Here is a 15,070-nt window from a genome sequence, read left to right on the forward strand (position 1 = left end):
ACTCGTCGCCAAATGCTTAGATCAAGCCTTTCTTCTGCTTGTAGTCGCGAACAGCTGCCTTGATGGCATCTTCAGCGAGTACGGAGCAGTGGATTTTCACTGGCGGCAACGCCAGTTCTTCGGCCAGCTGGGTGTTGCTGATGGTGACAGCCTCATCCAGGGTCTTGCCTTTCATCCATTCGGTCGCCAGGGAGCTGGAGGCGATGGCCGAACCGCAGCCGTAAGTCTTGAATTTGGCGTCTTCGATAACGCCAGCATCATTGACCTTGATCTGCAGGCGCATTACATCGCCGCACGCCGGGGCGCCGACCATGCCGGTGCCGACATCTGGATCTTCCGCGTTCATCTTGCCGACGTTGCGCGGGTTTTCGTAGTGGTCGATGACCTTTTCGCTGTAAGCCATGGTACTGAATCCTCACTCATCAGGGCCGCTCTGGAACCCTGTAGAAACGCCTGCGTTTTCCGCCACGTTCCTACAGAGCTTGGGTGGCGGCTTCTATAGTTAGTGTGCCGCCCACTCGATCTTGGAAATATCGACACCGTCTTTGTACATGTCCCACAGTGGCGACAGAACGCGCAGCTTGTTGACGGCTTCGCAGACCTTCTGCGCGGCGTAGTCGACTTGCTCTTCGGTGGTGAAGCGGCCGAACGTAAAGCGGATAGAGCTGTGGGCCAGTTCGTCGTTGCGGCCCAGGGCGCGCAGTACGTACGAAGGCTCAAGGGACGCCGAGGTGCAGGCCGAACCGGACGATACCGCCAGGTCCTTGAGCGCCATGATCAGCGACTCGCCTTCGACGTAGTTGAAGCTCAAATTCAGGTTGTGCGGTACACGAGCGGTCATGCTGCCGTTGATGTACAGCTCTTCAAGGTTTTCGACCTGCTTGTAGAAGCGATCGCTCAGGGCCTTGATGCGCACGTTTTCGGCAGCCATGTCTTCCTTGGCCACACGGAAAGCTTCGCCCATGCCGACGATCTGGTGGGTCGCCAGGGTGCCCGAACGCATGCCGCGCTCGTGACCGCCGCCATGCATGGTGGCCTCGATACGTACGCGCGGCTTGCGGCTTACGTAGAGAGCACCGATGCCTTTAGGGCCGTAAGTCTTGTGGGCCGAGAACGACATCAGGTCGACTTTCAGCTTGGACAGGTCGATATCGACCTTGCCAGTGGACTGAGCAGCGTCGACGTGGAGCAACACGCCCTTGGAGCGAGTCAGCTCGCCGATGGCGGCGATGTCGTTGATAGTGCCGATTTCGTTGTTCACGTGGATCACCGAAACCAGGATGGTGTCTTCACGCATCGCGGCTTCGATCATGGCCGGGGTGACGATACCGTCGGTGGTTGGCTCAAGGTAGGTAACCTCGAAACCTTCACGCTCCAGTTGGCGCATGGTGTCCAGGACAGCCTTGTGCTCAATCTTGGTGGTGATCAGGTGCTTGCCTTTGGTCGCGTAGAAATGCGCCGCGCCCTTGATAGCCAGGTTGTCGGACTCGGTGGCACCAGAGGTCCAGACGATTTCGCGCGGGTCGGCATTGACCAGGTCAGCGACTTGGCGACGAGCGTTCTCGACCGCTTCCTCGGCTTTCCAGCCGAATACGTGGGAACGGGAGGCCGGGTTGCCGAAGTTTCCGTCGACCAGCAGGCATTCGCTCATTTTTTGCGCGACACGCGGATCAACCGGGGTGGTCGCTGAGTAATCAAGGTAAATCGGCAATTTCATGGACTTTCTCCTAAATCAGGCTGGCTGGCGTGCCGTTAGCTCTTCGGCTGTCACTCGACGGCGGACGCTTCAATCTTGTCCAGACGCGGCGCCTTGGTGTTGCAACGGCGCTGGTCCTGACGCTGGGCTACTTCTTGCACCTCACGGCGAGTCACAAGATCAGCCAAGCTGATACCACTCAAAAACTCATGGATCTGCAGGCTCAAGTCACACCACAAGTGGTGCGTCAGGCAGGTGTCACCGGCATGGCAGTCACCCAAACCCTGGCATTTGGTGGCATCGACGGATTCGTTGACCGCGTCGATCACCTGGGCCACCTGAATGCCCTGCATGTCGCGGGACAACTGATAGCCACCACCCGGACCGCGAACGCTGGAAACCAGATTGCTACGGCGCAATTTGGCGAACAACTGCTCGAGATAGGACAGGGAAATGCCTTGGCGCTCGGAGATATCGGCCAGGGACACCGGCCCAGTTTGCGCGTGCAAGGCCAAGTCGAGCATGGCGGTCACCGCGTATCGGCCTTTTGTAGTCAGTCTCATGGACAAGTACCAAGGTGTTTCAGAATGGGAGCAAGTATGCGATTCCCGAGTATTTAAGTCAACTATAAGACCTAGTACTTTAGTCAGGAATACCCGTAAAAAGGGCGCGCGAATCATAGCAGGATGGGGTGGGATCGAACAGCGCAACCAGGCCTGCTGCAAGACCACCGAGCCAATGGAGATCAAATGTGGGAGCTGGCTTGCCTGCGATTGCGGTGGGCCAGCAACCTATAAGCAAGCTGATAGACAGCTATCGCAGGCAAGCCAGCTCCCACAAGAGTCCGCATTCAGCCCGCCTTGGTGGTAGCGGCCTCGTCCTTGATCTCAGCAAAATCCTCTTCACGCAGTTCAGGCAGGTCTTTGGCGCAGTACGGGCTGCCCAGCTCCTTCAGCGCCCCGCACATGCCCTCCAGCTTGCCATCCACCGCCTGCAGATGATCAAGCAATTGACCAATAGCACGAGCCACTGGATCGGGCATGTCTTCACTAACGCCATAGGCATCGAAACCAATCTTTTCGGCCATCGCCTTGCGCTTGGCCTCTTGCTCATCACCGTCTTGCGGCTTGACGATGATGCGGCCTGGAATACCCACAACCGTGGCACCCGGCGGCACAGCCTTGGTCACTACCGCGTTGGAGCCAACCTTCGCGCCCGCACCCACGGTAAACGGCCCGAGCACCTTGGCGCCCGCCCCTACTACCACCCCATCGCCCAGCGTTGGGTGGCGCTTACCCTTATTCCAGGTGGTGCCGCCCAGGGTCACGCCTTGATAGAGGGTGACGTCATCGCCGATCTCGGCTGTCTCGCCAATCACGATGCCCATGCCGTGATCGATAAAGAACCGACGGCCCACCTTGGCACCCGGGTGGATCTCGATACCGGTCAACCAGCGCCCGAAGTTCGATACCAGCCGCGCCAGCCATTTCCAGCCCATGCCCCACAGGGCGCCGGACAGGCGGTGGATCCAGATCGCGTGCATGCCCGGGTAGCAGGTCAGCACTTCAAAGGCATTGCGCGCCGCCGGGTCACGGTGGAAAACACTCTGGATATCTTCTCGCAAACGCTCGAACATTTTTAATCCTTCCGCTTAAGAAGCTCACCACGGGCCGCTTTCTGGGTTTCCGTGAGGATGCCACGCAATATGTTCATTTCAGCCCGGCTCACCGAGCTGCGGCCGTACAAACGACGCAGGCGCGCCATCAAGTGCCGTGGCTTTTCAGGGTCGAGGAATTCGATGGCGACCAGGGTTTGCTCCAGGTGCTCATAGAACCGTTCCAGCTCGTCCATGGTGGCCAACTCGCCACTTTTGGTCGATGCAACCTCTTCCTTTTCCACCTTGCTCGGCTGGCCGGCAGCGGCCAGCCAGGCCATGCGCACTTCGTAAGTCAGCACCTGCACCGCAGCCCCGAGGTTCAGCGAGCTGAACTCAGGGTCTGATGGGATATGCACGTGGTAATGACATCGCTGCAGCTCTTCGTTGGTCAGGCCGGAGTCCTCACGGCCGAATACCAAGGCGATTTCAGCACCGCCAGCAGCCTCCTCCACCACTTTAGTGCCGCATTCGCGCGGATCCAGCAGCGGCCAAGGGATACGACGGTCACGGGCGCTGGTGCCGAGCACCAGATTGCAGCCGACCAAGGCGTCCTCCAAGGTGGCGACCACCTGGGCATTTTCAAGCAAGTCATTGGCGCCGGACGCACGGGCATCCGCCTCGTGGTGCGGGAATACCCGCGGTTCGACCAGCACCAGGCGCGTCAGCCCCATGTTTTTCATGGCTCGCGCCACCCCGCCGATGTTGCCGGGATGACTGGTATTGACCAAGACGACACGAATGTTTTGCAGCAAGGGAGGCGCTCTCGGACACGGGAAAGGGGAGCAAATCTTACAGAACCGCCTAAGGTTATGCCATGAAAGCGAACGTCGTCCTTCACCTGAGGAAAGTTTCTGCTAGAATGCTCGGCTTTCTTTAACAACCTTAGGTGACCTATCCATGCAGCCCATGCTGAATATCGCGCTGCGCGCCGCCCGCAGCGCCAGTGAATTGATCTTCCGCTCCATCGAGCGCCTGGATACCATCAAGGTCGACGAAAAAGACGCCAAGGATTATGTATCCGAGGTGGATCGCGCCGCCGAACAGAAAATCATCGACGCCCTGCGCAAGGCCTACCCTACCCACGGCATCCTCGGTGAAGAAACCGGCCTGCACAAAGGCAGCGGTGAAGGCGAAGACTACCTGTGGATCATCGACCCACTGGATGGCACCACCAACTTCCTGCGCGGCATCCCGCACTTTGCCGTGAGCATCGCTTGCAAATACCGTGGCCGCCTGGAACACGCCGTCGTGCTGGACCCGGTTCGCCAGGAAGAATTCACCGCCAGCCGTGGTCGTGGCGCCCAACTGAACGGTCGTCGCCTGCGTGTCAGCGGCCGCACTAGCCTGGAAGGCGCTCTGCTGGGTACCGGCTTCCCATTCCGTGACGACCAGATGGACAATCTGGAAAACTACCTGGGCATGTTCCGCGCCCTGGTTGGCCAGACCGCCGGCATCCGCCGCGCCGGCGCAGCCAGCCTGGACCTGGCGTATGTAGCCGCCGGTCGCTTTGATGCGTTCTGGGAGTCGGGCCTGTCCGAGTGGGACATGGCAGCCGGCGCCCTGCTGATTCAGGAAGCAGGCGGCCTGGTGAGCGACTTCACCGGTGGTCATGACTTCCTGGAGAAAGGCCACGTCGTGGCTGGCAACACCAAATGCTTCAAGGCAGTACTGACGGCGATCCAGCCGCACCTGCCGGCTTCGCTGAAGCGCTAAGCGAGCGAGCACAAAAAAAGCACCCCTCGGGGTGCTTTTTTTATGCCTGGGATTTAGCAAAAAACCAATTCCAACTGACTCAATACAAGCCAATGTGGGAGCTGGCTTGCCTGCGATAACAGCCTGCCAGCCAACTCACGGGTTACTGACCCACCGCCATCGCAGGCAAGCCAGCTCCCACACTTGAACCTTGCAAGGCTTGGGATTACTGCTGGTTCTGACCTAGGATCAAACGACCTTCCTTATCCACCGGAATCTGGCTGCCAGGGTCACGCTCCATACGCACGGTACCTTCCTTGCCATCCAGGTTGTAACGCACGTCATAACCGACCACCTTGTCGCTGATGTCGTTAACGGTGTTACAGCGAGTTTGTGTGGTGGTGTAGGTATCGCGGTTCTGCATGCCTTCCTGAACCTTGTTACCGGCATAACCGCCACCGACAGCACCGGCCACGGTGGCCAGCTTCTTACCGTTACCGCCACCAATCTGGTTGCCCAGCAGGCCACCCGCAAGGGCGCCCACCACGGTACCGGCGATTTGATGTTGGTCCTGCACCGGACGCTGTCGGGTCACGGTGACGTCCTTGCAGACCTCACGCGGGGTTTTGATCTGGGTTTTCACCGGCTGTACCGCCAGTACTTGCGCATACTCAGGGCCGCTTTTTACCAGGCTGTAGGTGGCAACAGCGCCTCCGGCAGTCACACCGACAGCACCCAATACCGCACCAACCAGCAACGACTTGTTCACATGAACCTCCTGACCATCACAAGCGGACCGAAAGATCCGCGCTATACCCAGCCTTGGAGCAAAAAAAAAGGCGCGAGTTCAATACTCGCGCCTTTCTTGTAACAGCGGATCAACAAACGCCCATCAAGGACGGTCGTCGACCTCCTTGTCGGTAGCGGCAGGAGGGATCAAGTCTTCGCTGTTGAGGTTCAGCCAGATCAGCACCACGTTGGCGATGTAGATCGACGAGTAAGTACCCGCCAGAACGCCGATAAACAGCGCCAGGGAGAAGCCCCACAGGTTATCGCCACCGAAGATCATCAGCGCAGCAATCGCCAGCAAGGTGGAGATCGACGTCGCCATGGTCCGCAGCAGGGTCTGCGTGGTGGAGATGTTGATGTTCTCGATCAACGTCGCCTTGCGCAGCACCCGGAAGTTCTCACGAACCCGGTCGAAGACCACGATGGTGTCGTTGAGCGAATAACCAATGATCGCCAGCACAGCTGCCAATACGGTCAGATCGAAGGTGATCTGGAAGTAGGCCAGGATACCCACGGTCACGATCACGTCGTGGATCAGCGACACAATGGCGCCGACACCGAACTTCCACTGAAAGCGGAATGCCAGGTAGATCATGATGCCGACCAGCGCCATCAGCATGCCGAGGCCGCCCTGATCGCGCAGTTCTTCACCCACTTGCGGGCCGACGAACTCGACGCGCTTGACCGACGCCGGGTTATCGCCGCCCACCTTCTGCAAGGCCTCGGCTACCTGGTGACCCAGTTGCGGGTCTTCGCCAGGCATGCGCACCAGCAGGTCGGTGGTGGCACCAAAGCTCTGCACCACGGCTTCGTGATAGCCGGCCTTGACCAGCTCGCTGCGCACCAGGGTAACGTCGGCCGGCTTCTCGTAGGTCAGCTCGATGAGCGTACCGCCGGTGAAGTCCAGGCCGTAGTTCAGGCCCTTATGGAACCAGCTGAACAACGCCAGAACGGTAAGGAGCACGGTAACGCCGAACGCAATATTGCGAACGCCCATGAAGTTGATTGTACGTAACATGGCAGCCCCTTAAATCCACAACTTCTTGAAGTCACGCCCGCCAAAGATCAGGTTGACCATTGCGCGGGTCACCATGATGGCCGTGAACATCGAGGTAAAGATCCCGAGGGACATGGTCACCGCAAAACCTTTCACCGGGCCTGTGCCCATGGCGAAGAGAATCCCGCCGACCAACAGTGTGGTCAGGTTGGAGTCGAGGATCGCGGTAAATGCCCGGCCGAAGCCTTCGTTGATTGCACGCTGCACGGTCATGCCGGCGGCGATCTCTTCACGAATCCGCGAGAAGATCAGCACGTTGGCGTCCACCGCCATACCCATGGTGAGTACGATACCGGCGATACCTGGCAGGGTCAGTGTGGCGCCCAGCAACGACATCAACGCCAGCAGCATCACCATGTTGCCCGCCAGGGCGACAGTGGCGATCACACCAAAGAAGCGGTAGATGGCGATGATGAACAGCGACACGAACAGCATGCCCCACAGCGCGGCATCGACACCCTTGGTGATGTTGTCGGCACCCAGGCTCGGGCCGATGGTACGTTCTTCAGCGAAGTACATCGGTGCCGCCAGGCCACCGGCACGCAGCAGCAACGCCAGCTCGGAAGACTCGCCCTGGCCGTTCAGGCCAGTGATGCGGAACTGAGCACCCAGCGGCGACTGAATGGTCGCCAGGCTGATGATCTTCTTCTCTTCCTTGAAGGTCTGCACTGGCACGTCTTTCTCGACGCCATTGACCATTTGCTTGGTGTAGGTGGTCACCGGGCGCTGCTCGATGAAGATCACCGCCATGCTGCGACCAACGTTGCTGCGCGTGGCACGGCTCATCAGTTCGCCGCCATGGCCATCCAGACGGATGTTCACTTCAGGCGTGCCGTGCTCGCCGAAACCGGCCTTGGCGTCGGTCACCTGGTCACCGGTGATGATCAAGCCACGCTCGATCAGCGCAGGAGGACGGTTGCCTTCACGGAATTCGAATTCTTCGGAAGTTGCACGCGTAGCGCCTGGGTCTGCCGCGAGACGGAACTCCAGGTTGGCGGTCTTGCCGAGGATACGCTTGGCTTCAGCAGTGTCCTGTACGCCTGGCAGCTCAACCACGATGCGGTTGGCACCCTGGCGCTGCACGATCGGCTCTGCCACACCCAGCTCGTTGACGCGGTTACGGACCGTGGTCAGGTTCTGCTTGATGGAGTATTCGCGGATTTCAGCGATCTTGGCCGGGCTCATCGCCAGACGCAGTACCGCTTGGCCGTTCAGGTCGGCAGGCACGATGTCGAAGTCATTGAAGTTCTTGCGGATCAGCGCACGGGCCTGTTCGCGGGATGCTTCGTCAGCAAAGCCCAACTGGATGGCGCCATTGAGCTGCGGCAGGCTGCGATAACGCAGCTTCTCTTTGCGCAGGAGGCTCTTCACGTCGCCTTCGTAGACCTTCAGACGTGCGTCCAGGGCCTTGTCCATGTCGACTTCCAGCAGGAAGTGCACACCGCCGGACAAGTCCAGACCCAGCTTCATCGGGTGCGCGCCAATGCTGCGCAGCCATTGTGGCGTGGTCTGGGCCAGGTTGAGCGCGACAACGTAGTCGTCACCCATGGCCTTGCGTACGACATCTTTGGCCGGCAATTGGTCTTCTTGCTTGGTCAGGCGCAACAAGCCGCCTTTGGATCCAGCCGCCAAGGTTGCCGCTTTAACCTGGATACCCGCGTCGGTGAGCGCTTTGCTCGCACGGTCCAGGTCAGCCTGATTGACCTGCAGCGAAGTGCTGGCGCCAGAGATCTGGATCGCCGGGTCATCAGGATAGAGATTGGGAGCGGAATAAATAAAACCGATCGCCAGCACCGCCAGGATCAGTACGTATTTCCACAGAGGGTATTTGTTCAGCATCACGCCGCCCGCTTATAACGCGGGGCGCCTTGCGCGCCCCGTCGATTGGTAAAGGTTGTTACTCAGATCGCTTTGAGCGTGCCTTTAGGCAGCGTGGCGGCGATGGCGCCCTTCTGGAACTTCATTTCCACGGTGTCGGAGACTTCCAGTACCACGAAAGCATCGGAGACCTTGGTGATCTTGCCGGCGATACCGCCAGTGGTCACGACTTCGTCGCCTTTTTGCAGGCTGCCCAGCAGGTTTTTCTGCTCTTTGGCGCGCTTGGCCTGTGGACGCCAGATCATCAGGTAGAAGATGACCAGGAAGCCGACCAGGAAAATCCACTCGAAACCACCGCCCATAGGGCCGGCAGCAGCAGGCGCAGCGGCGTCAGCCATGGCGTTAGAGATAAAAAAGCTCATTTAGCACTCCAGTTGCAAATAGTGAATCTTAGGGTCGGAAAACTCAGTCCAAGGGCGGCACAGGGAGGCCACGCTTGGCATAGAAGGCATCGACGAAGGCGGCCAATGTACCCTGTTGAATAGCCTCGCGCAAACCAGCCATCAGGACTTGGTAATGACGCAAATTGTGGATGGTATTCAACATGCTACCCAGCATTTCCCCGCACTTGTCCAGATGGTGCAGATAAGCACGGGAGAAGTTCTGGCAGGTGTAGCAGTCACAGGTAGGATCCAGCGGCGAATCATCATGGCGATGGAACGCGTTACGGATCTTCAGCACGCCTGTATCGATGAACAGATGCCCATTGCGGGCATTACGGGTTGGCATCACGCAATCGAACATGTCCACACCGCGGCGCACACCCTCTACGAGATCTTCCGGTTTGCCAACGCCCATAAGGTAACGAGGTTTGTCTGCGGGCATCAGGCCCGGCAGGTAATCCAGCACCTTGATCATTTCATGCTTGGGCTCGCCCACCGACAAACCGCCTATGGCCAGGCCGTCGAAGCCGATCTTGTCGAGGCCTTCCAGCGAGCGTTTGCGCAGGTTTTCATGCATGCCGCCCTGGACAATACCGAACAACGCCGCGGTGTTATCGCCATGGGCATTCTTCGAACGCTGGGCCCAACGCAGCGACAACTCCATGGAGATACGCGCCACGTCTTCATCGGCCGGGTACGGCGTGCACTCGTCGAAAATCATCACGATGTCCGAACCCAGATCGCGCTGTACCTGCATCGACTCTTCCGGGCCCATGAACACCTTGGCGCCGTCGACCGGCGAGGCAAAGGTCACGCCCTCTTCCTTGATCTTGCGCATGGCGCCCAAGCTGAACACCTGGAAACCACCGGAGTCGGTAAGGATCGGGCCTTGCCACTTCATGAAGTCATGCAGGTCGCCGTGCTTCTTGATCACTTCCGTGCCCGGGCGCAGCCACAGGTGGAAGGTATTGCCGAGGATAATCTCGGCACCGGTGGCGACGATGTCGCGGGGCAACATGCCTTTGACGGTGCCGTAGGTGCCGACCGGCATGAAGGCCGGGGTCTCCACAGTGCCACGCGGGAAGGTCAGGCGACCACGACGGGCTTTGCCGTCCGTAGCGAGCAATTCAAACGACATACGACTCATAAGTTGTCCTCAGGGCCGCGCGGCGCCGGGTTACGGGTGATAAACATCGCATCACCGTAGCTGAAAAAACGGTACTCGTTAGCGATGGCGGCCTGGTAGGCAGCCATGGTTTCCGGGTAACCGGCAAATGCCGACACCAGCATCAACAGCGTGGATTCGGGCAAATGGAAGTTGGTGACCAGGCAATCGACCACATGAAAGGGTCGCCCTGGAAAAATGAAAATATCGGTGTCGCCACTGAACGGCTTGAGCACGCCATCACGCGCTGCACTCTCCAGCGAGCGCACACTGGTGGTGCCCACGGCAACCACTCGACCGCCACGCGCCTTGCACGCCGCCACCGCATCCACCACGTCCTGGCTGACCTCCAGCCATTCGCTGTGCATATGGTGGTCTTCGATGTTATCCACACGCACCGGCTGAAACGTACCGGCCCCCACGTGCAGGGTTACATAGGCGGTGTCGACGCCCTTGGCGGCAATCGCATCCAGCAGTGGCTGGTCGAAATGCAGCCCGGCAGTCGGTGCGGCGACGGCGCCGAGGCGCTGTGAGTACACGGTCTGATAGCGCTCGCGGTCCGCGTCTTCGTCGGGGCGGTCTATATAAGGAGGCAACGGCATATGGCCGACGCGCTCCAACAGCGGCAACACTTCTTCGGCAAACTTGAGCTCGAACAAGGCATCGTGGCGCGCCACCATCTCGGCTTCGCCACCGCCCTCGATCAAGATGCTCGACCCCGGTTTGGGCGACTTGCTGGAGCGCACATGGGCCAGCACGCGATGGCTGTCCAGCACCCGCTCCACCAGGATTTCCAGCTTGCCGCCGGACGCTTTCTGGCCAAACAGCCGCGCCGGAATCACCCGGGTGTTGTTGAAAACCATCAGATCGCCTGGGCGCAAATGCTCAAGCAAATCAGTGAATTGACGGTGTGCGAGGGCACCGCTGGGCCCGTCCAGGGTCAGCAGTCGACTGGCGCGACGCTCGGCCAAAGGGTGGCGAGCGATCAGCGAATCAGGGAGCTCAAAAGTAAAGTCAGCAACGCGCATGATGGGGTTCGTCTAGCAGGGCCGGGAAGTCTAGCGGAAATAGTGAAAATAGACCATGAAACGTGATTGACCAACGGTAATCTCATCTCTATACTTCGCCGCCATTGAGCCCTGATGGCGGAATTGGTAGACGCGGCGGATTCAAAATCCGTTTTCGAAAGGAGTGGGAGTTCGAGTCTCCCTCGGGGCACCATCTTAAAGAAAGACCTTGAAATTCAAGGTCTTTTTTTTCGCCTGCAAAAAAGTGCCAGGCGTGGCAGTGGAGGGAGCGGGACCATGGAGTTGACGCTTGAAGCGGTTGCGTTGTTCGCGTTGAAGCTGGTGCATGAGACTGACCACGGCAGCCCATTGCTGCGCGATGATCCCGTGATGGAGGGCTATGATCGCGAGGTGTTTGGGTTGTTGGTGCGCCAGGGAAACCTGGCCGAGATCCAGTTGAAGCTCGATGAGTGCATCACCCAGGCGTTGATTGCATTGGGTGGAGCGGACAGCGTTCTCGGGCGTGAATTGCAAAGGCTATCCACCGATGTGCAAAACATCGCTCGTCTTGATGAGTTGACCTGCCCGCTGACCGTACTAAAGAGCTATCTGAAAGATGTGCAATGAATCGGTAATCAGGGTAACGACCAGGTAAACCATCAACACCGCCACCCCTGCATCCAGCCAGCGCCAGACCGCAGGCTTGCGAAACAATACCGTCAATCGCTGACAGCACAGCGCCAACACCACGAACCACACGAGTGATGCCGTCATGGCGCCTGTCGCGAACAGCGCCTGTTGGCCCGCAGGTTTCGTGGCACCGATGGAACCAATCAACACCACGGTATCGAGCCAGGCGTAAGGGTTGGCAAAGCCGAGTATGACCGCCGAGCGCAACAGCCCTCTTTGCGAGTTGCCGCCTTGAGCGTCCGGCATGGACTGATCCCGGATGCAGGCCAACAGACGTTGGCCACCAAACCAAAGCAGATACGCAGCGCCGGACAACAGCAATAGTGCCATCACCTCAGGCCGGCTTCCCAACAACGAACCTAAACCCGTGACCCCGAAAGCGATCAGGAAAATATCGGCCATTACGCAAATAGCGACAACGCCCCAGATCGGCCCGCGACCGACACCTTGGCGGATCACCAAGGTGTCTTTCGGGCCAGGGGCGGCGAACAGTCCGATACCCAAGAGCAAACCTTCGATGTAAAGGGCATTGAAGTGAGGAAACATGGACTGTTCGAGCCCTCCAGGACTATTTAGCGCAGTTGAATCGGTTGATTACCGAAACCGGTATGACGAGCATTCACAGTACTGCCCAGGTCAATGGATTTCTGGCGGTAAAAGGTCGTCAGCAACTGATCCGGATTGGGATTTGCAAAGTAGATCAATGAGCTTCTGGCGACCGGTTTGCTGGGCGCAAGTACAGCATGGTAGGCGGCAGGCACGGCATGATCGGAGAGCTCTGTCAGCAAGGAACCCGCCAGCACCGCGACCTCGTTCTCCAGAAGGCGTACCGGCTCCAACGATCGTCCTTTCATCAAAACCAGCCCTTCGCGGGTAGGCTTGATAAACGAAAGCATATGCCCGTCTTCATGAGGATCCTGGGCATATTGACGAGAATGGTCTTTCGCCTGTGGACCATAGACACATAACTGGATGTACGATGCCGCGCGAAAGGGGGCCAAGGGGGCAACGCCAAATTCCTCGCAAATGCCATCCATAACTCCCTGGGCCAACTCGCTCATCTGTCGTTCAAAACTGCCGACTGCGACAACGAAAGTACTTCGGGTGAATTCGAAAGCGGTTCTTTTTGAAGCGTGCGCGGGCCAGTAACAAAACCGCTCGCACAGGTCCGGGTGCTCCTCGGCAAGGGAGTACTCGGCGCCAAAAGGGAAAAAACCATCCGTGTCCTGGGCAAAGGAAAACTCATCCTTGATGGCCTGGGGAATGGCCGAATAGCCATCAATGATCTTTTTGTAGTCCTGCAACATCGCATCAGGAATTTGCAGGATGCCAAAGCCTGATCGGGCAATGGATTCACAGCACGCTTTCATTGGACTCATAGCTATATCCACAGATAGATGTAAAGGAATGCAACACACACAAGGTTCGCAAGCATGTGAGAAACCGCGACACTGGATATGCCAACCAAACCGGGACCTATCCATGTCTTTCACAACGTCGCCAGCAAGACCAAAGTCTGAATCGCTATGTAACCGTGACGGCGGGCAGGTTGTCCTTTTTGGCTTACAAGATGACGACTTCCACTGGAAACGGGTTTGCAAAATATGAGCATCAAAACTGGCGATACTCTTCGAGCGCTTGTTGTACGACGCAGCCGAGAACTGGGAAAACCCCTGACTAACCTGGCTAAGGAGGCTGGCATCTCCAGAACCTACCTTTATGCATTGGCGGACGGTGCTTCAAAAGATCCGTCCGTACGTACCCTGATCAAATTAGCCAAAGCGCTACGTGTCTCCCCGCTGCTGCTGTTTCGCTACTTTGCCGACCTGACCGGTGCTCCAACTGATGCTTACTCAATGGCTATCACCAACCGGGCCATTGGCTTGCACGACCCATCTGACATTGCCGTATTCAATGCAGACGTGACCACGCCTGACCAGACCGTAGTGCTGCCCGGTGAAACCTTTCAGAAAACCTGGGAGATCCAGAACCTCGGGATTCGCCCCTGGCGCGGCCGGCGATTGGTGAGAGTGGACGGTGAGTACGTGATCGCCCGTCGAACCGCTTCGGGGGAGCCATTGGAAGTGGTGATGGATAGCCATCTGCGAAGCCTGAATAACGATATTCCGATAGCAGATACTTTGCCCGGCCAGCCAGTGCATATCACCGTGGAGTTCGGAGCCCCGAGGGAGACCAGTACCGTCACCTCAATCTGGCGTATCGAAGATGAACATGGGCAGCCTTGCTACGGGCCAGCATTCATCCTGCATGTGATTGTCAACGTCATGGCGCGCTGAAAGCAGCCTTACTTGCGCCCCTCTACCGCCATCCGCACCGCCAAACCCATCAACACCGACCCCATCAGCCAGCGCTGCAGCACCTGCCAACCTGGCCGTGTGACGAAAAACACCGCAATAGAGCCCGCCATGCAGGCAATCACCGCGTTGACGCTCACGCTGATAACAATCTGCAGGGAGCCCAGCGCCAGGGATTGCATCAGCACACTGCCATGACCATTAGGGTCGATGAACTGGGGCAGCAACGACAAATACATCACCGCCACTTTGGGATTGAGCAAGTTGGTGACCAAGCCCATGGTCACCAACTTGCGCGGGCTGTCCTTGGGCAAGTCGCGCACCTGGAATGGCGAGCGCCCACCCGGCTTGACCGCCTGCCATGCCAGATACACCAGATACAACGCCCCGCCGAGCCGCAGCGCGTCGTAGGCAAACGGCACAGCCATCACCAACGCCGTGATACCCAGCGCCGCGCACACCATGTACACCACAAACCCCAGCGCCACCCCGCCCAGGGAAATCAACCCGGCCGTGCGCCCCTGGCAGATGGAGCGGGAAATCAGGTAGATCATGTTCGGCCCGGGAGTCAGTACCATGCCGAGTGAAATCAGGCCGTAGGCGAGCAAGCTGGACATATCAGGCATGGATTGGCTCCTGGTTTTTTAGGCTGCCAGCGTGAAATCCTTCGACGCGGTCGTGTTGAGCGTCATGCTAGGGGCTTGCAGGCCAGGGCGTTAGATACAGATCCGCAGGCAAAAC

Annotated in this window: 17 protein-coding genes and 1 tRNA gene; 4 read left to right on the forward strand and 14 right to left on the reverse strand. The window is 58.5% G+C overall.

Features of this window, described 5'->3' with window-relative positions:
- Positions 1 to 16: 16 nt before the first annotated feature.
- The 5 genes from iscU to trmJ all read right to left on the reverse strand — a co-directional run bounded on the left by iscU (position 17) and on the right by trmJ (position 4,105).
- Positions 17 to 403, reverse strand: coding sequence for a Fe-S cluster assembly scaffold IscU (gene iscU, locus MHH62_RS19235; RefSeq protein ID WP_003175965.1), 387 nt, complete (start codon positions 401 to 403; stop codon positions 17 to 19).
- 99 nt (positions 404 to 502) lie between these two features.
- Positions 503 to 1,717: an IscS subfamily cysteine desulfurase gene (locus MHH62_RS19240; protein ID WP_003194019.1), complete on the reverse strand. Its 1,215-nt coding sequence runs from the start codon at positions 1,715 to 1,717 to the stop codon at positions 503 to 505.
- 50 nt (positions 1,718 to 1,767) lie between these two features.
- Positions 1,768 to 2,259, reverse strand: coding sequence for a Fe-S cluster assembly transcriptional regulator IscR (gene iscR / locus MHH62_RS19245; RefSeq protein ID WP_003194020.1), 492 nt, complete (start codon positions 2,257 to 2,259; stop codon positions 1,768 to 1,770).
- A gap of 287 nt (positions 2,260 to 2,546) precedes the next feature.
- Positions 2,547 to 3,332 (reverse strand): serine O-acetyltransferase, encoded by a 786-nt coding sequence (gene cysE / locus MHH62_RS19250; RefSeq protein ID WP_014719823.1) that lies wholly within the window; start codon positions 3,330 to 3,332, stop codon positions 2,547 to 2,549.
- 2 nt (positions 3,333 to 3,334) lie between these two features.
- On the reverse strand, positions 3,335 to 4,105 hold the full coding sequence (gene trmJ, locus MHH62_RS19255; protein ID WP_014719824.1) for a tRNA (cytosine(32)/uridine(32)-2'-O)-methyltransferase TrmJ: 771 nt from the start codon (positions 4,103 to 4,105) through the stop codon (positions 3,335 to 3,337).
- Between the two features lie 145 nt (positions 4,106 to 4,250).
- On the opposite strand from trmJ, the gene suhB reads away from it, so the two are divergent.
- The gene (gene suhB, locus MHH62_RS19260; protein WP_005791195.1) at positions 4,251 to 5,066 is read left to right on the forward strand and encodes an inositol-phosphate phosphatase; all 816 of its coding nucleotides are present in this window, start codon (positions 4,251 to 4,253) and stop codon (positions 5,064 to 5,066) included.
- Positions 5,067 to 5,271: 205 nt separating this feature from the next.
- Here suhB and MHH62_RS19265 read toward each other — a convergent pair whose 3' ends face one another.
- From MHH62_RS19265 to queA, 6 genes are all read right to left on the reverse strand, one after another.
- Positions 5,272 to 5,814, reverse strand: a complete 543-nt coding sequence (locus MHH62_RS19265) for a glycine zipper 2TM domain-containing protein (protein WP_003194023.1) — start codon at positions 5,812 to 5,814, stop codon at positions 5,272 to 5,274.
- Positions 5,815 to 5,937: 123 nt separating this feature from the next.
- Positions 5,938 to 6,852, reverse strand: a complete 915-nt coding sequence (gene secF / locus MHH62_RS19270; protein ID WP_014719825.1) for a protein translocase subunit SecF — start codon at positions 6,850 to 6,852, stop codon at positions 5,938 to 5,940.
- 9 nt (positions 6,853 to 6,861) lie between these two features.
- Positions 6,862 to 8,730 (reverse strand): protein translocase subunit SecD, encoded by a 1,869-nt coding sequence (gene secD, locus MHH62_RS19275; protein WP_014719826.1) that lies wholly within the window; start codon positions 8,728 to 8,730, stop codon positions 6,862 to 6,864.
- A 62-nt stretch (positions 8,731 to 8,792) separates the two neighbouring features.
- Complete coding sequence (gene yajC / locus MHH62_RS19280) at positions 8,793 to 9,131, reverse strand: preprotein translocase subunit YajC (protein ID WP_003175975.1); 339 nt, start codon at positions 9,129 to 9,131, stop codon at positions 8,793 to 8,795.
- A 43-nt stretch (positions 9,132 to 9,174) separates the two neighbouring features.
- On the reverse strand, positions 9,175 to 10,290 hold the full coding sequence (gene tgt, locus MHH62_RS19285; RefSeq protein ID WP_161937012.1) for a tRNA guanosine(34) transglycosylase Tgt: 1,116 nt from the start codon (positions 10,288 to 10,290) through the stop codon (positions 9,175 to 9,177).
- Positions 10,291 to 10,295: 5 nt separating this feature from the next.
- Entirely contained in the window at positions 10,296 to 11,345 is a 1,050-nt protein-coding gene (gene queA, locus MHH62_RS19290; protein ID WP_003194027.1) for a tRNA preQ1(34) S-adenosylmethionine ribosyltransferase-isomerase QueA, read from the reverse strand.
- A 108-nt stretch (positions 11,346 to 11,453) separates the two neighbouring features.
- On the opposite strand from queA, the gene MHH62_RS19295 reads away from it, so the two are divergent.
- Positions 11,454 to 11,538: transfer RNA gene (locus tag MHH62_RS19295), tRNA-Leu, on the forward strand.
- 83 nt (positions 11,539 to 11,621) lie between these two features.
- Positions 11,622 to 11,951 (forward strand): hypothetical protein, encoded by a 330-nt coding sequence (locus MHH62_RS19300; protein WP_020302001.1) that lies wholly within the window; start codon positions 11,622 to 11,624, stop codon positions 11,949 to 11,951.
- Here MHH62_RS19300 and MHH62_RS19305 read toward each other — a convergent pair.
- Both MHH62_RS19305 and MHH62_RS19310 read right to left on the reverse strand, forming a co-directional pair.
- Positions 11,922 to 12,560 (reverse strand): LysE family transporter, encoded by a 639-nt coding sequence (locus tag MHH62_RS19305; RefSeq protein WP_339231666.1) that lies wholly within the window; start codon positions 12,558 to 12,560, stop codon positions 11,922 to 11,924. The two genes, MHH62_RS19300 and MHH62_RS19305, sit on opposite strands and share 30 nt — an antisense overlap.
- A 26-nt stretch (positions 12,561 to 12,586) precedes the next feature.
- On the reverse strand, positions 12,587 to 13,393 hold the full coding sequence (locus MHH62_RS19310) for a 2OG-Fe(II) oxygenase family protein (protein ID WP_038451451.1): 807 nt from the start codon (positions 13,391 to 13,393) through the stop codon (positions 12,587 to 12,589).
- Positions 13,394 to 13,618: 225 nt separating this feature from the next.
- On the opposite strand from MHH62_RS19310, the gene MHH62_RS19315 reads away from it, so the two are divergent.
- Positions 13,619 to 14,311, forward strand: a complete 693-nt coding sequence (locus tag MHH62_RS19315) for an NBR1-Ig-like domain-containing protein (protein ID WP_020302004.1) — start codon at positions 13,619 to 13,621, stop codon at positions 14,309 to 14,311.
- A gap of 8 nt (positions 14,312 to 14,319) precedes the next feature.
- Here the strand turns inward: MHH62_RS19315 and MHH62_RS19320 are convergent, their stop codons facing one another.
- A complete protein-coding gene (locus tag MHH62_RS19320) occupies positions 14,320 to 14,955 on the reverse strand; it encodes a LysE family translocator (RefSeq protein WP_072435030.1) in 636 nt (211 codons plus the stop codon).
- Between the last annotated feature and the right edge of the window lie 115 nt (positions 14,956 to 15,070).

Origin of the sequence: Pseudomonas sp. FSL L8-0168, from assembly GCF_037976155.1 — a bacterium.
Lineage (GTDB): Bacteria > Pseudomonadota > Gammaproteobacteria > Pseudomonadales > Pseudomonadaceae > Aquipseudomonas > Aquipseudomonas paracarnis.